At 42.3% G+C, this 21,433-nt stretch carries 17 protein-coding genes and 1 riboswitch; of the genes, 2 read left to right on the forward strand and 15 right to left on the reverse strand.

Annotation, left to right across the window (positions count from 1 at the left end; translation table 11 throughout):
• Positions 1-12 precede the first annotated feature (12 nt).
• Positions 13-288, reverse strand: a complete 276-nt coding sequence (locus IGI41_RS08135) for a UPF0223 family protein (protein WP_430609257.1) — start codon at positions 286-288, stop codon at positions 13-15.
• Between the two features lie 190 nt (positions 289-478).
• Positions 479-1,378, reverse strand: a complete 900-nt coding sequence (locus IGI41_RS08140) for a hypothetical protein (protein ID WP_430609258.1) — start codon at positions 1,376-1,378, stop codon at positions 479-481.
• A gap of 206 nt (positions 1,379-1,584) precedes the next feature.
• On the opposite strand from IGI41_RS08140, the gene IGI41_RS08145 reads away from it, so the two are divergent.
• Complete coding sequence (locus IGI41_RS08145) at positions 1,585-2,109, forward strand: type 1 glutamine amidotransferase domain-containing protein (RefSeq protein ID WP_430609259.1); 525 nt, start codon at positions 1,585-1,587, stop codon at positions 2,107-2,109.
• Positions 2,110-2,185: 76 nt separating this feature from the next.
• Here IGI41_RS08145 and IGI41_RS08150 read toward each other — a convergent pair whose 3' ends face one another.
• Positions 2,186-3,391, reverse strand: a complete 1,206-nt coding sequence (locus IGI41_RS08150) for an MFS transporter (protein WP_430609261.1) — start codon at positions 3,389-3,391, stop codon at positions 2,186-2,188.
• Positions 3,392-3,644: 253 nt separating this feature from the next.
• Between IGI41_RS08150 and IGI41_RS08155 the strand changes: the two genes are divergently transcribed.
• Complete coding sequence (locus tag IGI41_RS08155) at positions 3,645-4,712, forward strand: PTS transporter subunit IIC (protein ID WP_430609262.1); 1,068 nt, start codon at positions 3,645-3,647, stop codon at positions 4,710-4,712.
• A gap of 61 nt (positions 4,713-4,773) precedes the next feature.
• On the opposite strand, the gene lpdA is transcribed toward IGI41_RS08155, so the two are convergent.
• The 12 genes from lpdA to purM form a co-directional block, all read right to left on the reverse strand.
• Entirely contained in the window at positions 4,774-6,180 is a 1,407-nt protein-coding gene (gene lpdA / locus IGI41_RS08160) for a dihydrolipoyl dehydrogenase (protein ID WP_430609263.1), read from the reverse strand.
• Positions 6,181-6,187: 7 nt separating this feature from the next.
• Entirely contained in the window at positions 6,188-7,843 is a 1,656-nt protein-coding gene (locus IGI41_RS08165; protein WP_430609264.1) for a dihydrolipoyllysine-residue acetyltransferase, read from the reverse strand.
• A gap of 24 nt (positions 7,844-7,867) precedes the next feature.
• Positions 7,868-8,845 carry an alpha-ketoacid dehydrogenase subunit beta gene (locus IGI41_RS08170; protein WP_430609265.1) on the reverse strand — a complete coding sequence of 326 codons (978 nt, stop codon included), beginning with the start codon at positions 8,843-8,845 and terminating at the stop codon, positions 7,868-7,870.
• Positions 8,846-8,847: 2 nt separating this feature from the next.
• Positions 8,848-9,957, reverse strand: a complete 1,110-nt coding sequence (pdhA, locus tag IGI41_RS08175; protein ID WP_430609266.1) for a pyruvate dehydrogenase (acetyl-transferring) E1 component subunit alpha — start codon at positions 9,955-9,957, stop codon at positions 8,848-8,850.
• 433 nt (positions 9,958-10,390) lie between these two features.
• The gene (mgtA, locus tag IGI41_RS08180; RefSeq protein WP_430609267.1) at positions 10,391-12,982 is read right to left on the reverse strand and encodes a magnesium-translocating P-type ATPase; all 2,592 of its coding nucleotides are present in this window, start codon (positions 12,980-12,982) and stop codon (positions 10,391-10,393) included.
• Between the two features lie 183 nt (positions 12,983-13,165).
• A riboswitch (M-box (ykoK) riboswitch) is annotated at positions 13,166-13,336 on the reverse strand.
• 143 nt (positions 13,337-13,479) lie between these two features.
• Positions 13,480-14,586 (reverse strand): non-hydrolyzing UDP-N-acetylglucosamine 2-epimerase, encoded by a 1,107-nt coding sequence (wecB, locus tag IGI41_RS08185; protein WP_430609268.1) that lies wholly within the window; start codon positions 14,584-14,586, stop codon positions 13,480-13,482.
• Positions 14,587-14,752: 166 nt separating this feature from the next.
• A complete protein-coding gene (gene guaC / locus IGI41_RS08190; protein WP_430612780.1) occupies positions 14,753-15,730 on the reverse strand; it encodes a GMP reductase in 978 nt (325 codons plus the stop codon).
• Positions 15,731-15,936: 206 nt separating this feature from the next.
• The gene (locus tag IGI41_RS08195) at positions 15,937-16,851 is read right to left on the reverse strand and encodes an aldo/keto reductase (protein WP_430609269.1); all 915 of its coding nucleotides are present in this window, start codon (positions 16,849-16,851) and stop codon (positions 15,937-15,939) included.
• A gap of 115 nt (positions 16,852-16,966) precedes the next feature.
• Positions 16,967-18,253, reverse strand: a complete 1,287-nt coding sequence (gene purD, locus IGI41_RS08200) for a phosphoribosylamine--glycine ligase (protein ID WP_430609270.1) — start codon at positions 18,251-18,253, stop codon at positions 16,967-16,969.
• 13 nt (positions 18,254-18,266) lie between these two features.
• Positions 18,267-19,802 carry a bifunctional phosphoribosylaminoimidazolecarboxamide formyltransferase/IMP cyclohydrolase gene (gene purH, locus IGI41_RS08205; RefSeq protein WP_430609271.1) on the reverse strand — a complete coding sequence of 512 codons (1,536 nt, stop codon included), beginning with the start codon at positions 19,800-19,802 and terminating at the stop codon, positions 18,267-18,269.
• A 4-nt stretch (positions 19,803-19,806) separates the two neighbouring features.
• Positions 19,807-20,376 (reverse strand): phosphoribosylglycinamide formyltransferase, encoded by a 570-nt coding sequence (gene purN / locus IGI41_RS08210; protein WP_430609272.1) that lies wholly within the window; start codon positions 20,374-20,376, stop codon positions 19,807-19,809.
• Positions 20,373-21,428, reverse strand: coding sequence for a phosphoribosylformylglycinamidine cyclo-ligase (gene purM / locus IGI41_RS08215; RefSeq protein WP_430609273.1), 1,056 nt, complete (start codon positions 21,426-21,428; stop codon positions 20,373-20,375). Before purM ends, purN begins: the two co-directional genes overlap by 4 nt.
• Positions 21,429-21,433: the final 5 nt, after the last annotated feature.

Consider the following 21,433-nt stretch of genomic DNA (forward strand, 5'->3'; position numbering starts at 1 on the left):
TTTCCTATGATCTTACTTTGCGTTCATTTTTAGTCTGCCTTGTGTTTCTTTGGCAGTTTTCACTGTTTGATACAGAGAATAACCTGAAAGGTTTTCAAACTCTCGACCCAATCGCCTTTCTTCTCCGATACTAGGTACAACTTTCTTGAAAGCCTGGTACGTAGTCAAAAAATCAGTGGCATTGATCCCTTTTTCATAGGCTTGTTCCAACTGATCCCATAACTTCATCACAGCGACCATTTCTTCTGTTGTCCAATCCAAATCAAGAGGATATTGATAATCCCGCATTGTGCATTCCTCCTCCTACTCATCATCTCAAGTGTATCATAAAATCGACTATTAGGCAGAAACATCCAGCTTCATTTACTATAACAAAAACATACATCGAAATGTAGCGACCCCAAAAAGGTAGATTTTTGGCCTAACTTTTTGGGGTCGCTTCAAAACAAGATATACTTTTTTAACACTTTTCTATTGATCATGCGAAATTCCTCAGAAACAAGAAATTTTTTATAATGATGATTGACTTCCACCACTGTCTGCTGATAAAAAATTCTGAATACTCATTTCCCCATTCCCACGGAACGATAAATGAGCCGTCCTCCAACTGATTCTCAAGAATCTTTGTTGTTTCAATGTGGCAAATTTCTTCATCCAAAATATCTAGTACCTGATTTTTGATTAAAAAGTAATCCGATGGTTTGCTCACATACTCCGTAAACCACGCTTCAGGATCTGGAGCGACTGTTTGGCGAATTTGTCGCTTCAATAATTCTCGAAACGGAACATGATCTAGAACAAACGTGAAGTCTGCTTCTTCGCAATAGTATAACATCTCTAGATAGACAACAAGTGTGTGCATCTCATTTGTTGGTTCCTCAACAAAATCAGCAACCGCCTGTTTGATTATGTCTTGCGCCTTCTGATAAAGAAACGAGTCTTTCTCACTTGTGACTAATATCATCCCTGCCAAACTAACAGTCGGATTATCAGAAGGTACACCTTTGGCACTCTCCCACCAAATTGCATGGGGATAATCTATTGTAGATGGGACTTGATTGAACCACTTTCCTTGTGAAAAGTCTTTTTCGCTAGACAAGTATGTCAAGATTCCTTTTACAAGGGGATTCTTTGAATCGAGAGAATCGATTTCCCGTAAAATATTACAAGCCATCCAAGTAGCAATGGGGGTACTGTTGGGATTCCAGTTATCAGGTTCTAATCCGTAACCGAATCCACCGTCCTCATTTTGATAAACCTCCAGCGCCTGCAGCACATTTTGCTTATCCCCGTTCTCAAAATGATATTGCCAACGGGCAAGTTCCAAAGGTCGTGCGTTCTGGTAGACAAATACGCGTGCTTTTTCGATTGGATCCATAGTTTCACTCCTTATGCGCATACTTTTATTCATATTGATTATACTTGAGGGGCTCATCCTTTACAACGCTTACATATCCAAGCGAAATGATCAAAATCTTAGGTCAACACTACCCATTTGGGCTCATTTTCGCTATAAGCGTTCTTTTTGGTGTTTGCTTACGCTTCTGTTACAGTAAGTATATAAAGATAAAAGGAGGATTTCATTTGCGCTTAGAAAACAAAAAAATCATCGCCCTTGTCGACAACGATTTTGAGGATTTAGAACTGTGGTACCCCGTTCATCGCTTACGAGAAGAAGGCGCTCAAGTTGATTTGGTAGGTCAAGAAGCCCATAAAACCTATATCGGAAAATACGGTGTCCCTGCTGAATCAGCCTATGCATTTACAGAGATCAAAGCGGCAGATTATGATGCGATCTTAGTGCCTGGAGGTTGGGCACCAGATAAACTACGCCGTTTCCCTGAGGTTATTGATTTTGTCAAAGAAATGGACAAAGATGAGAAAATCATCGGTCAGATCTGTCATGCTGGATGGGTTTTGATTTCGGCCAATATTCTGCAAGGCAAAAAGGTGACGAGTACCCCAGGAATCAAAGATGATATGACCAACGCAGGCGCAACTTGGGTCGATACGCCAGTTGTTACAGATGGCCATATCGTTTCCAGCCGTCGTCCGCCTGATCTACCAGATTATATGCGCGCGTTCATCGCTGTTTTGGAGAAAAAATAAAGGAAAAAACCGCTGAAACCAGCGGTTTTTTTGTCCAAATCTTCTAAGCGATTTTTTAAATGTTCTTTTGAAAAAGCTATTTAATGTCTGATAAAGTTCTTCCCTCGATTCCTGATTGCCCAGGCAGTTTCATCAGTCCAAAGTATAGCAAAGCAGCCCCAGTCAAGGCAAAAATCGTCCCCCACAACAGCATGATCCACACACCAAATGTTTGAACCAAGAAGCCGCCTAAGATATTCCCTATCACACCACCCAGAGTCGTGGCAATAATAATCAGTGTCTGGCCAAAGACTCGGTCTTCATCGGCCAAGACTTGATTGAATAAATATGCCGAAGCCGGTATAAACAACGCAAAGCTGACCCCTTGCATCACGTGCGTCATTTCCATAAAGACGATTGAACCAGCCCACAACATCAATAAGCCGCGAACCGCAAAAGCGACACTGGAGAAAAACAACCAAAACTGACTATTTTTCCGTTTGACAAGTCGCTCGAACAGAATCATGCCCGGCAATTCACACAAACCTGCAATCATCAATGCAATCCCTACTTCTTTACTTCCCCCACCAATGTGCCCAAATATTTGGGCCAAAAAACTATTGATCATTGTATGAAAACTAAACAAGAAGCTAAAACCGATAAACAGAAGGAATAAGAAGGGATATTTTTTAAGCAAATGTTGCGAATGCTGGCTTGCTTCAGTCATCATCGGTCGGATTTCTTTTTGGATAGTCGGCATCAGCCATAAAATTGCAAAAAATAACAAGCCCTCTGCTAAGGTGATCAATGGCAAAATACCTGCTGAGTAATGAGCCAATAACTGTCCTATCACAAAAGAGGTCGCCGCATACCCTAAAGAACCGCCCGCTCTTGAGAAGCCAAAATTCAATGTCCGTCCAGTATTGATGTAGGCAAAAGCCAACGCATTGACAAAAGACTGCATCGATACCAACAATATACCACCTAGAACATAAGCGCTGATTGTCCAAGCTGGTATCACTGTACCTAGAATGAGTAGAAACATCATCAGACCAGTCATTATCTTTAGAACCTGAACCAAAGGCAGATGTAGCTTTTTGATGATCACTTGGCTGATCAACGGTTGCAAAACTGCAGAAAGGATATTGATCAAAGCCAAGATACCGCCAATTTTTGCAGGATCGATTCCGAAATCAATCAGAAACAACGTAGCAAACCCATAGATAGAACAAAACATCATCCAATACAGACATTGGAGACTTGTATAATAAAAACGCAAAGCTCCTTTTGATTGTGTGCGCATACATTTACCACCTTAACAGATATTTACTCTTGCCTACTATATCATATACCACCTCTAGTGATAAATACATTTGGATCATTCATAAAAAAATAGACTGAAGATAAACGCATCATTCTCTAGTTAAAAATAATCTTAGTTTTGTTTTTTTATTCACAATAAAACCTTTGTTTATCATTGACAGACAAACTACAAATTGTTATAATTTGAAAAATCTAAAATTTCAAACAATTTAGATCTTGAAAGGAAGTAAACTATGAATGAAAAGATTTCGGTGAAAGAATATGTCTACAAAGTTTCTTTAGGTGTGTCAAATGCAGTGTTGGTTGCACTGGGTGTCGGTTTATTGTTAGAAACAATTGGTCAATTAACAGGCATTGCCACGATCGGGACCATTGGCACGGTATCAAAGTTATTATTAGCTCCTGCTTTTGGAGCAGGGATCGCTTATCAATTAAAAACAAATACGCTAGTGATCTTTACGTCGATGATAGCTGCCACGATTGCCTCTGACGGTTTGTATTTTTCACAGGCTGCCATTGATGCAACAACGATGACTGGCATCAACGCGACCCAAGGAATCGGGGCAGTCATACTGACAGGCGGTCAGCCGATCAGTGCAGTAATGGCAGGTCTTGTTGCTGCTTTGATTGGAAAATGGCTGACTGGTAAAACGCCATTAGATATGATTTTAGTTCCGCTAGGCAGTTTATTCTTTGGCGGTTTGGCCGGTGTCGGTTTTGCTTATGTCACAACACCGATGTTATTGGCCATCAGCGGATTTATGGCACAATCGATCACGATTTCGCCTATCTTGGGATCGATCGTGATCGCTGTAGCTTGGAGTACACTTTTGATGACCCCTGCCTCTTCAGTCGCATTGGCAATCGCCTTGCAATTGGATCCAGTGTCTTCTGCAGCTGCTTTGATCGGTTGTACTGCACAATTTGTAGGGTTTACTGTCATGTCCTTCAAAGAAAACAATTTAGGCGCCAATATCGCCCAAGGATTGATCACCCCTAAGGTCCAATTTGCCAATCTGACCAAAAACCCGCAAATGGTGATCCCGCCCTTTCTTTCTGCAGCCATTTGCGCACCATTGGCAACCACGCTCTTTCACTTTACCACTAGTTATGAATTGGCTGGGTTAGGATTGAACTCATTGATTGCGCCGCTGAATCTATTTGCCAATGACCGTTCTGGATTCTTAGTCTATTGCTTGATTGGTGTATTGTTGTCTGGTACCTTAACCTATATTTTTTATCGCGGCATGCTTGCACTGGGCAAAGCAACCAAGGGCAGCTTGACGATCGAGTTGCAATAAAGAATAGGAAGCGAACTGTACAAAAAACCCGCTGACTTTTCAGTCAACGGGTCGAATTCGATTAAATATGGATTGGCATACCTAACGCCAATTCAGCTGCATCCATTGTGATTTCTCCCAATGATGGATGTGGGTGGATCGTTAAGGCAATATCTTCTGCGTTCATACCAGATTCAATAGCAAGTGCCAATTCTGATACCATATCGCTTGCGCCTAAGCCAGCGATTTGTGCGCCGATGATGACATTGTCTTCAACAGTCGTTACCAGACGGATAAATCCTTCTGTTTTTCCTAATGACAATGCACGTCCGTTACCAGAGAATGGGAATTTGAATGCTTTGGCATCGATTCCAGCATCTTTAGCATCTTTGATTGTCATGCCAACAGAAGCCAATTCAGGATCTGTAAAGGCAACAGCTGGCATCGCTTTGTAATCGACAGCCACTTTTTTGCCTGAGATGGCTTCAGCTGCAATTTTCGCTTCGTAGCTTGCTTTATGGGCTAAAGCAGCACCAGGAACGATATCACCAATTGCATAGATATTTGATACATTTGTGCGACCTTGTTTGTCAACAGTGATCAATCCACGTTCGCCTACTTCAACACCAGCTTGTTCTAAGCCCATGTCATCTGTATTTGGACGACGACCAACTGTCACCATTACATAGTCAGCTGTTACTTCTTCTTCTTTACCATCCACAGCATATTTAACAGTAACGCTATCGCCATTGTCAACAGCTTCTTTAGCCATTGCATTAGTTACAACTGTTACGCCTTTTTTGGCAAAGTCTTCTTCAACCAATTTCACCATATCTTTTTCGTACGTTGGCAAGATTTGAGGAGAACCTTCAAGAATCGTTACTTCAGCGCCTAAGTTTGCATAAGCTGCACCTAATTCAGAACCAATGACACCGCCACCGATCACGACGAATTTCTTTGGTACTTCTTTTAATGCCAATCCGCCAGTTGAATCAAGTACACGGCCGCCAAATTTAAAGCCTGGAATCTCGATTGGACGAGAACCTGTTGCGACGATCGCATTGTTGAAAGAATACGTTTGGGCTGAATCTGGGTGGATCACACGCAATGTGTGGTCATCAACGAAGAATGCTTCCCCTTCAATACTTTCAACTTTGTGTTTTTTCAATAGGAATCCAACACCAGAAGTCAATGTTTTAACGACTTTGTTGTCTTTCCATTCTTGTGTTTTGGTAAAATCTAGTGTGACATTTTCAGTATTCACACCAAACATCGTTGAATCTAAAGATTCTTGATAGTGGTGTCCTGCAGCGATCAGTGCTTTCGAAGGAATACAACCAACGTTCAAACAAACGCCGCCAATGTATTCTCTTTCAATGATTGCCACTTTTTGACCCATTTCAGCAGCGCGGATGGCAGCCACATAGCCGCCAGGTCCCGCACCGATTACAACTGTATCTAATTCAACAGCAAAATCTCCTACTACCATTTGTAAATCATCCTTCCATCATTAATAGCTCAGGATCAGCTAAAAGACGTTTGATATTGTTCATTGCTTGTTGTGCTGTCGCACCATCAACGATACGGTGATCGAAGCTTAGTGATAATTTCATCACACGGCCAACAACGATTTCACCTTCAGCATTGACGATTGGTTGTTGCGCGATTGTACCTACACCCAAAATAGCGACTTCAGGGTAGTTGATTACTGGTGTGAACCAGCCACCGCCTACAGAGCCAATATTACTGATTGTGATCGTACCGTTGCGCATATCATCAGCAGACAATTTGCCATCATGGGCAAGTTTTGCTTTTTCGTTGATTTCATCAGCAATTGCAAACATGCCTTTACGATCTGCATCTTTTACGTTTGGCACGTATAATCCGTGGTCTGTATCCGTTGCAATACCGATATTGTAGTAATTTTTGTAAACAATTTCTTGATTTGCGTCATCAATAGATGCATTCAAGATAGGGAATTTTTTCACTGTTGCAGTCAATGCTTTCACAACATATGGTAAGAAAGTTAATTTAGTGCCGTTTGCAGCAGCGACTTCTTTGAATTTCTTACGGTTGTCCCAAAGACTTGTTACTTCTACTTCATCATGCAATGTCACATGTGGTGCAGTGTGCTTGCTGTTGACCATTGCTTTGGCGATGGCTTTACGTGTAGGCGTCAAGGCAACACGTTCTTCTAAATCACCTAAGTTAGACTTGAATGCTTTCGCAGGTGCAGCCGGTTTGCTTTCAGCTGCTGGTGCTTTGGCTTCTTCTTTCGCTGGGGCTGCAGCTTCTGCTGGTGCAGATGATCCGCCACCTGATAAGAAGTTTTCAATGTCTTCTTTCGTCACACGTCCACCTTTGCCGCTTGCAGATACTTGAGAAATATCGACATCTTTTTCACGGGCAAATTGACGGACAGAAGGCATTGCTAAAACGCGTTTGTTTGGATCTGCCGCTTCGACAACACTTGCTGAACCAGATGTCTCCACTTTTTCTTGTGGTGCTTCTGTTGCAGATGATGTACCAGATGAAGCAGGTGCATCGTTATGACCAGGTGCATCGATTTCTACAAGCACGTCACCAACATTGGCAACTGTACCTTCAGCAACAACGATTTTTTTAACCGTACCTGTGACTGGAGATGGAATTTCTTCCACTGATTTGTCGTTTTGTACTTCTAATAATGTATCGTCTTCATTGATAGTATCGCCAGCTTTAACGAACCATTTAACGATTTCGCCCTCTGCGATCCCTTCACCAATATCTGGTAATTTGAATTGGAACACGCCTGAACCTTCAGATGATCCTGATGCAGTGTTTGCACTTGACTCAGTTGTTGGTTCAGCAGCTGGTTTCGCTGGCGTTTGAGATTCAGCAGCAACACCCGCATCGCCTTCATTGTCTTCGTGACCAGGTGCGTCGATTTCTACAAGCACATCACCAACATTGGCAACCGTGCCTTCAGGAACAACGATACTTTTGATCGTACCTGTCACTGGAGATGGAATTTCTTCCACTGATTTATCATTTTGAACTTCTAGTAAGGTATCATCTTCATTGATGGTATCCCCTGCTTTGACGAACCATTTAACGATTTCGCCTTCTGCAATTCCTTCACCGATATCCGGTAATTTAAATTGAAATGCCATTGTCTATTCTTCCCTTCTTAACTATTAAAAGTTCACGATTTCTTTCACTTTGTCTTCGATATCTTTTGCATTTGGCAACCAAATGTTTTCAGCTTGACCGAATGGGAAAATAGTATCTGGAGCAGATACGCGTCCGATTGGTGCTTCAAGTGATAGAACCGCACGTTCAGAAATTTCAGAAACGACTTGTGCCGCAACACCCGCTTGTTTTTGGGCTTCTTGAACAACGACAACGCGACCAGTTTTTTCGACCGATTTGATGATTGTTTCAACATCAAGTGGCGCAACTGTACGCAAGTCAATGATTTCAGCATTGATATTTTCTTTTGCTAAGTTGTCAGCAGCTTTGATTGCTTCACGCACCATTGCACCGTAAGTGATGATGGATACATCAGAACCTTCACGGGTAACTGCTGCTTTATCCAAAGGCACTTCGTATGCTTCTTCTGGCACTTCTTCACGGAATGAACGGTAAAGTTTCATGTGCTCTAAAAAGACAACTGGATCATTGCTGCGAATCGCTGCAATCAATAGTCCTTTTGCATCATACGGATTTGATGGAATCACGACACGGATACCAGGAGATTGTGCAATCAAACCTTCTAAGTTATCTGAGTGCAATTCTGGTGTATGCACGCCCCCGCCAAATGGTGAACGGATCGTGATAGGCAGATTACGTGTGCCGCCCATACGATAACGCGTCCGGGCCATTTGTCCAACGATTTCATCAAATGTTTCAAATACGAAACCAAAGAATTGGATTTCTGGAACTGGACGGAAGCCTTGTAAAGCTAACCCGAAAGCCAAACCACCAATACCAGATTCAGCAAGAGGAGTATCGAATACACGGTCTTCGCCAAATTTTTCTTGTAAACCTTCTGTTGCACGGAATACACCGCCGTTTTTACCGACGTCTTCACCAAAGACTAAAATCTCTTTGTCATTTTCCATTTCAACAGCTAAGGCATCTGTAATTGCTTGGATCATTGTTTTTTGTGCCATGACTATTTCGACTCCTTCGCTTCATAAGTTGCAATTTGTTCTTTAATGTTTTGTGGTTGAACTTCAAACATGTTTTTCAAGAAATCAGAAACTTTTTGTTTTGGTACACGGTCAGCTTCAGCGATTGCTGCTTTGATTTCTTCTTTGGTTTGTTCGATAATTTCTTCTTCTTTTTCTTCAGACCATAAGCCTTTTTCAGTTAAGTACGTACGGAAACGAACCAATGGATCTTTTTGTTGCCATTCAGTATCCATTTCTTTCGTACGGTAACGGGTTGGATCATCACCTGATAAGGTGTGCGCACCATAACGGTAAGTCAATGTTTCGATCAATACAGGACCATTGCCGTTTGCTGCCCATTCCCGCGCTGCTTTTGATACATAGTAGACTGCCAATGGATCCATACCGTCCACTTGAATACCAGGAATACCTGCTGCTGCAGCTTTTTGTGCCAATGTTGGCGCAGCACTTTGGACTTCCCTTGGTGTAGAGATCGCAAAACCGTTGTTTTGGATGTAGAATACAGCGTTTGCATGGTAAGCACCAGCAAAGTTGATTGCTTCATAGAAGTCCCCTTGTGAAGAACCGCCATCACCAGTATAGGTAAATACAACATTTTTCTTGTTGCGTTTTTTCAAACCTAAAGCCACACCGGCTGCTTGTACATATTGTGCACCGATAATGATTTGTGGTGGTAAAGCGTTTAAATCTTCAGGATACAAGTTACCTGCGACATGTCCACGAGACCATAGGAATGCCTCTTTCAAAGGTAATCCGTGTTGGATCAATTGAGGAACATCACGATAACCTGGTAATAATACGTCTTCTTTCTCAAAAGCAAATTGACTTGCTAATTGGCTTGCTTCTTGACCAGCAGTTGGCGCGAAGAAACCTAGACGTCCTTGACGGTTTAACGCAGTTGAGCGTTGGTCCAATACGCGTGACCATACCATACGAGTCATCAATTCCACTAATTCGTCGTCACTTAAATCTGGTACTAAATCCGGATTCACAATTTTTCCATCTTTATCCAAAGCCTGGTAAGTTGGAAAATCTGCGTTGACTTGCTCCAAAATCGCTTGGAAATCAAGTGCTTTTTGTTTTTTTGCCATCTTGACACACTTTCCTCTCTGTTAAAAAAGTCATTTTCGTATGTAACAGGGTTTAAATCTGTACTATCGAAATTTCATTTACTCTTATAAATTATCATTTAACTTGGAAAATGACAAGTGAAAAGGGTAATTTTTTTAATAAAGGGATGCCTAGTATAGCAACTCTTAAGAAAACATTAGTGAAATTATTCACATTAAAGGAATCGCTTTCTTGAAAATCTTCTAAGGGAATTCTATTTTTCATTTAAGAATAGTACAGCACTCAGCGTTTACCCTAACAGATAGAAACATTGTTCCTTATTTGTAATTGTGAAAGATCCGACTTGTGTGTTAGTCGATTTTTTGAATATGAGAAAAAAATAATACAGAATCAAGACAAAAAGAAACAGACCGACATTTCCCTTTTCAAGTCAGGAAACATCGATCTGCTATTTTAGATCCATTCTTTGGTAACATGGATGTAAATTCTTTTTGCCATTTCAACTGTTATCAAATAGGCAATGTTGATACCAATAAACCATGGCCAATAAGAAGATGGCAATGCAGCAAAATCAAATACCGTATGCAATGGCGTCAAAATGATCACAAAACCAACGGCAATTGCCAATACACTAGAAAGCAAAACTGCTGGCGATGCAATACTTTTAACAAAAGGTAATTTGCGGGTTCTGATCATATGAACCACCAAAGTTTGTGTCGTTAAGCCGATCATAAACCAACCAGCTTGGAACAACGCTTGTTCTTGAACAGTGTTGGCACTGAAAACATGCCACATGACTAAGAAAGTCGTGATATCAAAAATACTGCTGACAGGTCCAATACCAACGGTGAACTTCAACAACCCGCCAACTTGCCATTTGACTGGTTTAGCCAATTCTTCTTGATCAACATTGTCCCAAGGAATCGTCAATTGTGCCATATCATACACTAGATTTTGGACAAGCAACTGAATCGATAGCATTGGTAGAAACGGCAAGAAGGCACTGGCAACCAAAATAGAAAAGACATTCCCAAAATTGGAACTTAAAGTCATTTTGATGTATTTCATCATGTTGGTAAACACTTTACGGCCTTCGATCACGCCTTTATCCAAAACGTTCAAACTTTTTTCTAACAGAATGATCGAACTTGCATCTTTTGTGATATCTGCCGCTGTATCAACAGAAATACCTACATCTGCTGTACGCAAAGCTGGGGCATCATTGATCCCATCTCCCATAAAACCAACGGTATGTCCGGCCGCTTGAATCGTTTCAATGATCCGCGACTTTTGCATCGGATTAAGCTTAGCGAACAAATTCGTAGCTGCAGCTTTCTCTGCCAATTCTTCGTCTGACAAACGATCGATCTCTGTGCCGAGCAAGTAGCTTTCTACTTCGATCCCAACATCTTTACAGACTTTTTGCGCAACGATGGCATTGTCCCCCGTCAAAACCTTCACATTGACACCATGCCCATGTAATGAGGCAATCGCTGTTTTCGCTGATTCTTTCGCAGGATCCAAGAAGCCCATAAAGCCGATCATGATCATATCTTGTTCGTCAGCAACTGAATAGACTGCATCGGCATGCGCATCACGTTTCACAGCAACCGTCAAAACACGCATCCCTTGTTTGTTTAGCCGCAGATTGACTTGGCGCAATTTTTCGCGAATATCATCTGTTAAGGCCATGATTTGTCCATCGATCTCAACATACTTACACACTTGCTCCATTTCTTCTGCCGCCCCTTTTGTGACCATCAATTGATGGCCATCGGCATTGACAACGACCGTCAAGCGGCGACGAGAAAAATCAAAAGGAATTTCATCGATTTTGGTCACTTCTTGGAAAGGTTCAGCTAACTGTGCTTCTTCATAGTAATTTAGCACCGCGATATCCATTAAATTTTTCCAACCTGTTTGATAGTAGGAATTTAGATACGTCATATCCAAAACTTGCTGGTCTTCTTGCCCGAATGGGTTTAAGTGTTGGACCAAAACAACTCGATCTTCAGTGATTGTTCCTGTCTTATCGGTACATAAGACATCCATGCTGCCTAGATTTTGGATCGAAGGCAGCTCCTTGACGATAACTTTCTCTTTTGCCAAAGACATTGCCCCTTTGGCAAGATTGCTTGTAACGATCATTGGCAACATTTCAGGTGTCAAACCTACTGCTACGGCAATTGCAAAGAAAAGTGCTTCACTCCAATCACCTTTTGTAAAACCATTGATCAAAAGGACGATTGGAAATAAAACCATGACCATTCTCAACAACAATTTACTCACTTTGGTCAAACCATCTTCAAAAGCTGTTTTGCCTCGCTTCGTGGTGGCGTTGCGTGCAATATCACCGAAAAATGTACTTTGACCGGTTTTTAGAATAATCGCTTTGCCTTGGCCACTCAACACATCGGTACCCATAAAAACCAAATCTTGCATGTCTAATGCAGAGATATCTGTGTCGCTTTCTTTGATACCTGCATCAACAAACTTTTCAACCGGCATCGATTCTCCAGTCAATGAAGATTGGTTGATAAACAAGTCTTTGGTCCATATCAAAATAGCATCGGCGGGTATCATATCTCCTGTCGCTAACGTGACAATATCCCCTGGGACCACTTCATCCATCGGTATTTCTTTCGTCACGCCGGCTCGTGTCACTGAACATGTATTCTCAATCAATTCTTTTAACGCCAAACTGGCTTTTTGGGAACGATATTCTTGAACAAAAGTAATCGCGACACTAGCTAAAATCATGATACCCATAACGATCACTGCTTCAATATCACCCGTCATAAAGGAAATCACCATTAATAAGGCCAATACCAACACAAACGGATCTTTAAAAGCGTTTAGGATCATTAACCAGGCCGGAGTCGGCTTTTGTGCATCTACTTTGTTTGGGCCATACTCTTCTAAACGTTCTTGTGCATCCTTTTCCGACAGTCCTTGAAAGGATGTCCGCATTTCCATTAATAATTCACGCTCTGACAATTTTGCCAATAATTTTAATTCTTGATCTTTTGATAATTTTTTCAACATACTCTTTTCCTCCTATATTAGGAGCTGCTCGCGCCACCCCTAGTGATTCTTCGCTGTAAACTTGCGTTCATCTGGGGACTGGGGTTATCCATGTGAATCTTCCTTTCTTTTTGATAAGTAAGTCACTCTTGGATCACGCGCGTATGCAAAAAAGCGCATGCTCCCAATAAGCATGCGCAAAAAAGTCATGATCATTGTAGAGCTTTAGCACTATAGGGCGTAGATAGTCTGTGACTATCAGCTGCTTTGGGTTTAACCTTCACGATTAGACCTGTCCTACCAACTAAGTATCTCTCGATACTTTTGCGGCAGCAGCTTGTGTCCGTATAGGAGCCTCACCTAACAATTATTTCTTTCTATTGATACTATAAGCCAACTTTATACATAGGTCAACCATTTTCAAACAAAAAGTTCGTTATTTTATATTCAGAACCTTCAGAACTGCGATCAATTTCTGAACACTTTTCTTTTTTTCACTGTTGTTTCAAACAAAAAAATCAATCCGCAGTCAGTTTTTGAGCAAGTATCTCAACGATTCGCTGACTGGTTTTTCCATCGCCATAAGGGTTTTCGGCATGCGCCATTTTCTGATAAGCAGCTTTGTCATCTAATAGTCGCTTCGTTTCTTGATAAACAGTATCTTCTTCAGTCCCAATAAGCTTCAATGTACCAGCAGCAATGCCTTCCGGCCGTTCCGTAGTATTTCTTAAAACCAATACCGGTACCCCTAGCGAAGGCGCCTCTTCTTGCACGCCCCCTGAGTCCGTAAGAATCAACGCACTCTGGTTGGCAACATTATGAAAATCGATCACATCTAAAGGTTCAATCAATGCAACATTATCGATATTCCCTAATATTTTTTGGGCAATTTCGCGAACTTGCGGATTTTTGTGCATTGGAAATACCACATGGATCGAGGGGTATTCTTTTGCAATTCTCGCCAACGCCCGAAAGACCTCCGCCATTGGTTGCCCCAGATTTTCTCGCCGGTGCATCGTCAGCAAAATTTGTGTCCCAGCTACGCCAGAAAGTTCGGGATGGACATAGTCGGCTTGAATCGTATAATTCATTGCATCGATCGCTGTGTTTCCTGTGACAAAAATCGTTTGCGGATCACGATTTTCTTTCAATAAGTTTTGCTGGCTTTCTTTCGTCGGTGCAAAATGAAAATCCGCCAGCACATCGATCAATTGCCGATTTGCTTCTTCAGGATAAGGGGATTGTTTGTTCCACGTCCGCAAGCCTGCTTCAACATGGCCTACTGGGATCTGCTGATAAAACGCGGCTGTTGCCGCAGCGTAAGCCGTCGTCGTATCTCCATGGACTAATACGATATCAGGCCGCTCTTTTTGTAATATCGGTTCAAGCTCCATCAATACTTTCGTCGTGATTCCAGTCAATGTCTGCCCCAATTTCATAATATCTAAATCGTAATCTGGCTCAATGGCAAAGACAGTCAACACTTGATCCAGCATTTCCCGATGTTGGGCTGTCACAGTCACGACTGATTCAAAGCGATTGTCTGTTTGCAATGCTTTCACTAATGGTGCCATTTTAATGGCTTCTGGTCTTGTTCCAAATATGGACATAACTTTGATCGTCATTGTTCACCTGCACTTCTTTACATTGGATGTAATTTCATTTCCTTCTATTATAACGAAGTTTGACACAAAACAAAATCATTCAGCGAACAAAAAAGCAGTACTGTTAAAAAACAGTACTGCTAGCAAATGAATCGCTTGATTGAGCAACATCTCTTCAAACGGAAATTTAGATCGTATCCCCATTAAAAATCGAGTTTTTCACGATAACGTAGTCCACTTTGCGGATCGATTCTAAATCTTTTCCGCCGGCATATGAAATCGATGATTGCAGATCTTGTTGCATTTCCACTAACGTATCTTTCAAAGAACCTTTGTATTGAATCCAGATTTTCTTTCCTTCAACGTTTTTCTTCTCGCCTTTTTGAAATTCTGATGCAGAACCAAAATATTCCTTCATCACCACGCCATTTTCCACTTTCGTTTCTCCTGGTGATTCTTCGTGACCAGCAAATAATGAGCCAATCATCACCATTGTTGCACCAAAACGTACTGACTTCGCAATATCACCATGGGTACGGATCCCACCATCAGCAATGATTGGTTTGCGGGCAGCTTTGGCACACCAACGCAATGCAGCCAATTGCCAGCCACCAGTACCAAAGCCTGTTTTGATTTTGGTGATACATACTTTACCTGGTCCAATGCCAACTTTAGTGGCATCTGCACCCGCATTTTCTAATTCACGAACAGCCTCTGGCGTACCTACATTCCCAGCAATCACAAATGCATCTGGCAAGTGTTTTTTGATATGTTGAATCATATTGATCACCGCATTCGAATGCCCATGGGCAATATCGATCGTGATGTAATCAGGGACTAAGTTTTCTTCCGCCAATGCTTCAACAAAACGATATTCATTTTCTTTGACGCCAACACTGATTGAAGCAATCAACCCACGGCTTTTCATTTTTTTGATAAAAGGAATGCGGGCTTCTTCATCAAAACGGTGCATAATATAAAAATAGCCATTTTCAGCTAAAAATTCAGCAATCTTATCGTCAATGATCGTTTGCATATTTGCAGGAACGACCGGCATTTTAAAGGAATGCTTCCCAAGTGTCACAGTCGTATCACATTCAGAACGACTATCCACGATACATTTATTCGGGATCAATTGAATATCCTCGTAATCAAAAACTTTCATGTCAAACATAAAAATATCCTCCAAATCTTTATAAGAGTGAAGCAAGCGTTAAATGGCAGAGCCTATTTTTAACGCCCACAACAATTTATAACACACGCTCCACAAACACAAGCATTATCATAATAAAAAACGTAAAAAAAGTGTGAATGTTCGTTATTTACGAACATTCACACTTTATAACAGAGAATTTTTTCTTTTTTATCTCATTAAGGCAAAATATTTCCCGCTGCCATGTAGACATCGTACCATTCTTCTCTCGTTAAGACGATTTCAGAAGCTTGCGCGATTTCTTCGATTCGATGCGGTGTCATTGTACCGGCTATCACTTGGATATTTGCAGGATGGCGCAAAATCCACGCAGAAGCGATACCCGTAGCTGTGGTTTTATATTTATCAGCCAGTGCAGTCAGTTTTTCGTTCAGTTCAGGAAATTTCTGATTATCAATAAAAACACCTTCAAAGAAACCATATTGGTATGGTGACCAAGCTTGGATCGTCATATCATGTAAACGAGAATATTCCAGAATTTCTCCATCGTGATCGACACTTCCTGCATCCGTCATATTGACATGAATTCCTTGATCGATCATCCCAGTATGCATAATGCCAAATTGTAGTTGATTGGCCACTAATGGTTGAGACACATATTTCTTCAACAATTCGATTTGCCCTGGTTTTTGGTTACTGACGCCAAAGTGTCTAACTTTGCCATCTTTTTCAAGCTGATCGAAGGCAGCTGCTACTTCTTCTGGTTCAAACAATGTATCTGGACGATGCAGCAATAAGGCATCAAGGTACTCAGTATTTAGCCGTTTCAAACTACCTTCGACTGACGAAATAATATGCTCTTTTGAAAAATCGAACATTTTTCCAGGTACGATGCCGCATTTTGATTGGATAAATAAATCTTCCCGTTTGACATCTGTTTTGGCTAAAGCACTGGCAAAAATCGTTTCACACTCGCCACCACCATAAATATCGGCATGATCGAAAAAAGTAATGTCGTTATCGATCGCCGTGGTTAATACTTTCACTGGATCTTTGGCATTATTGATCCGCATCAAACCTAAAATAATGCTAGAAACTTCGATATCTGTTGGTCCAAATTTAATTTTTTTCAATGAGTGGTCCTCCTTTTTACAGTACACTTTATTTTAGCACAATCTTATGAAAACGCTATACCGTTGATTCAAAAAAATAAAAAAACTGCCCATCTAACGATCGGCAGTGCAATATTTAAAGTGTTTTCGATGATTTTCTCGCTAAGCTTAACGCTTTATCGCCAATATCACTTCGGTAAAACATTTCATTTAAAGACAATGAATCAATGGCTTGATAGACTTCGGTTTGGGCAGTTGCTAAGTCTGAAGCAGTGACTTCAACCAGCATAACTCGGCCGCCGCTTGCAACCAATGAAGCATTCTCAGCGTTCTTCGCTACTCCAGCATAATAAAATTGTGCGGTATCTGGTGCGTCTGTTGGAACGACCATTCCTTTTTGGTATGCTCCAGGATAACCTTCAGCAGCAATCACGACCCCGATCGAAGCTTGATCATTCCAAATAATTTCTGGTTCTTGATTTGCCAATAGCGCAGTGATAATAGCCGGAAAAGAACTCTCCAATCGATTCAACACGACTTGTGTTTCAGGATCACCAAAGCGCGCGTTAAATTCGATCACTTTTGGTCCCTCCTTAGTAGCGATAAGACCCGCGTAAAGGATACCAACAAACGGCGTGCCATGATCGATCATGCCTTGCGCAGCAGGCTGCAACACCTCACGAATCGACTGATCCACGACTTGCTGACTGATTTGCGGGACTGGAGAATAAGCCCCCATCCCACCAGTATTGGGTCCCAAATCATGGTCATAAGCCCGTTTATGGTCTTGGGCAATCACCATTGGATAGACTTTCTCACGATTGACGAACGCCAAAAGCGAAAACTCTTCGCCAGCCAAATATTCCTCAACAACTACTTTGGCACCACTCTCACCAAAGACATTTTGTTCTAGCATCGATTCTACTGCGCCAAAAGCTTCTTCAATGGTCAAGGCCACGACAACTCCCTTGCCGGCAGCTAATCCATCCGCTTTGATCACAATTGGCACACCTTTATCTTCAATATAAGCCTTGGCTTCAAGACTGTTGGTGAAGCTGCGATAAGCAGCAGTAGGGATTTGGTTCGCCAGCATGATTTCTTTGGCAAATGCTTTAGAGCCTTCAATCATTGCCGCTTGTTTATTGGGACCGAATATCTGCAAGCCTGCTGCTTGAAAGTCATCAACGATACCGTTTAAAAGCGGGACTTCTGGCCCAACAAAGGTCCAATCGATCTGTTGGGTGGTTGCAAAATCGATCAACGCTGGGTGGTTGCTTTCTGTAATGGCAATCAAGTCGATGCCGTCTTTTTCCATTCCGGGATTGCCTGGCGCGCAGAAAACATGACTTACTTGCGGATCTGCTAAACATTTCTTTGCAATTGCATGCTCTCGACCGCCACTACCAATAATCAATAATTTCATATGTCACCTACTCTTAATGTTTAAAATGACGTACGCCAGTGAAAACCATCGCTACGCCATGTTTGTCCGCCATCGCGATCGACGCTTGATCTTTGATACTGCCGCCCGGTTGAATGATTGCTTTGATTCCGTGCGCTGCCGCATAAGCTACACTATCATCCATCGGGAAGAAAGCATCACTGGCGAGGACTGCTCCAGCAATATTACCACTAGATTCTGCTTGTTCAATGGCAATCTTCACAGAACCTACCCGATTCATTTGTCCAGCACCGATACCAACTGTTTGTTGCTGATTGGCTAATACGATAGCATTCGATTTAACATGTTTCACGGCTTTCCAAGCAAAAGTCAACGCTTCGATCTCTGCAGCAGATGGCGCACGTTTCGTAACCACTTGCCAATCATCAGCTGTTTCCATCTGATCATCTTGCTCTTGGACCAATAAACCACCAAGTACAGAAACGACTTCTGGTTCTTTGACCGTTTCAGTGAAAGCAACTGTCAATAAACGCAAGTTTTTCTTTTTCGTCAACAGTGCCAAGGCATCTGCTGCAAAAGCCGGCGCGATCACTATCTCTAAGAAAATCGCTGATAATTGTTGGGCCGTTGCAAGATCCACCGGGCGATTCAATACCACGATTCCCCCAAAAATCGACACTGGATCCGCATCAAAAGCTTTTTCAAAGGCTGCAGCGATCGTATCTGCTGTGCCAATACCACAAGGATTCATATGTTTTAAGGCCACCGCAACTGGTGCAGTAAATTCTTGGGCGATCCGTAAAGCGGCATCCGCATCTTTGATATTGTTATACGACAACTCTTTGCCATGGATTTGTTCAGCACTTGCAATGGAATACGGCACTGGCAGCGCTGTTTGATAAAACAAAGCACGTTGATGACTATTTTCGCCGTAACGCAATGTCTGCTTCAAAGTATAGGTATTCGTCAATGTTTCCGGTTGTTTTTCGCCAACAGCATTCGTCAGGTAAGAGGCGATCAGCGCATCATAAGCAGCTGTGTGGCGGAAGACTTTGGCTGCTAAAATTTTTCGGGTCGCCAGCGTCGTTTCTCCAGTGGCTAATTCTTCTAAGACCATATTGTAATCTGCCGGATCAGTGATCACAGTTACAGCAGCAAAGTTTTTGGCTGCCGATCGCAGCATACTTGGGCCGCCAATATCGATATTTTCAATCGCTTCTGCTTCTGTGACCCCATCTTTGCTGATGGTTTCCTTGAAGGGATATAAATTGACCACAACTAAATCAATTGGATGAATATCATGTTGTGTCATCGCGTCCAGATGACTGGACAAATCACGACGACCCAATAATCCACCATGGATCAGTGGGTGCAATGTTTTGACTCTGCCATCCATCATCTCTGGAAAACCCGTCACTTCTTCGATACCGATTGTCGGAACATTTGCTTGTTCTAAAGCTGCTTTGGTACCGCCAGTTGAAATGATTTCTATATCCATATCATGCAAAGCTTGTGCGAATGCGATGATTCCTTTCTTATCTGAAACGCTGATCAATGCTCTTTTTTTCAAAATACTACCCCTTTTCAGTCAATTCAGCCAATACAGCTGGATATAATCGATGTTCGATTTGGTGCATCTTTTCGGTAATGGTTGCTAATGTATCATCAGGTGTGATCCGAATCGTTTCTTGCGCGATGATTGGTCCGGTATCGATACCATCATCGACATAATGAACCGTAGCACCGGTAATTTTGACCCCGTAAGCAAAGGCATCCGCTATCCCATTTTTGCCAGGAAAGCTCGGCAACAACGAAGGATGGATATTGATGATCTTCCCACGATATGCAGCCAGCAATATCTGGCCGATAATACGCATATAGCCAGCCAATACGATCAAATCAATCTGATGATTTTGCAAAATCTCTAAAACATGTTCTTCAAATGCCATTTTAGACCCGTACGCCTTTGGGTCGACAAAAACTGTTGGTACATGATCTGCAGCCGCTTTAGCCAAAACAGGTGCTTGCGGGCGATCTGATAATACCAACGCCAGTTCTACTTGCGGCAATTGACCTGCAGCAACAGCAGCAGCAATTGCTTGATAATTGGTCCCTGTACCAGAGGCAAAAATAGCGATTTTCATCGTTTTTCCTCAACGAAACGAACAGCTGGCTCTCTTTTTGAATCAAGTGCCACCACTTTACCTATCACGCTGCCCTTCTCACCATTTTCCGCCAAGAGAGCAAGGATTTGTTGGCTATTTTCTGGTGCTGAAGCAATCACCATGCCTATTCCCATATTAAAAATCTCGAATAATTCTTGCTCAGGAATAGCACCAAGTGAAGCAATCAATGAGAAAATCGGCAAAACGTCCCATGAACCCAGCTGAATCTCAGCACCTAGTCCAGCTGGCAGCATACGGGGGATATTTTCAATGAAGCCGCCACCTGTGATATGTGACAGACCAGCTGCTAGTTGCTGTGCTAGTACTGGTTTCAAGGCATTCACGTAAATTTTGGTTGGTTCCAGCAAGACGTCTGCCAAGCATTTGTCCCCCAACTCAGCAAGCACTTCATCGCCAGATAACTTGGCTTGCTCAAAAAAGATTTTTCTCACCAAGGAATAGCCATTTGAGTGAATACCGGAAGACGGCAACCCAATCAAATCATATCCCGCTTCAATCGATGCCCCCGTCACCAATTGCTGCTTCTCGACGATGCCCACAGCAAAACCAGCTAAATCATACTCCTGCGGCGCATACATGCCTGGCATTTCTGCCGTTTCGCCACCGATCAAGGCGGCGCCGGCTTGAACACAACCTTCTGCAACGCCCGCAACGATTTGTTCGATTTTGATGGGATCGTTTTTACCTACTGCGACATAATCCAGAAAGTAGATAGGTTCGGCACCTTGTGCCACGATATCATTGACGCACATGGCGACACAATCGATGCCGATCGTCTGGTGCTGATCGCGTTGGATCGCTAACAGCAATTTGGTGCCGACGCCATCTGTACCAGAAACCAAGACTGGTTCTTTTAATTGGTAGGCGGATAGATCAAAGCAACCACCAAAACCACCGATGGCCCCCATTACACCCATACGCTCTGTTCGTTTGACATGTTTTTTGATTCGTTCAACTACTTCATAGCCCGCGTGAACATCCACGCCAGCTTTTGCATACGCATTTGCCACTGTTT

It is taken from the genome of Enterococcus sp. DIV0876, assembly GCF_050529585.1.
In the GTDB taxonomy this organism is placed as follows: Bacteria; Bacillota; Bacilli; order Lactobacillales; family Enterococcaceae; genus Enterococcus_D.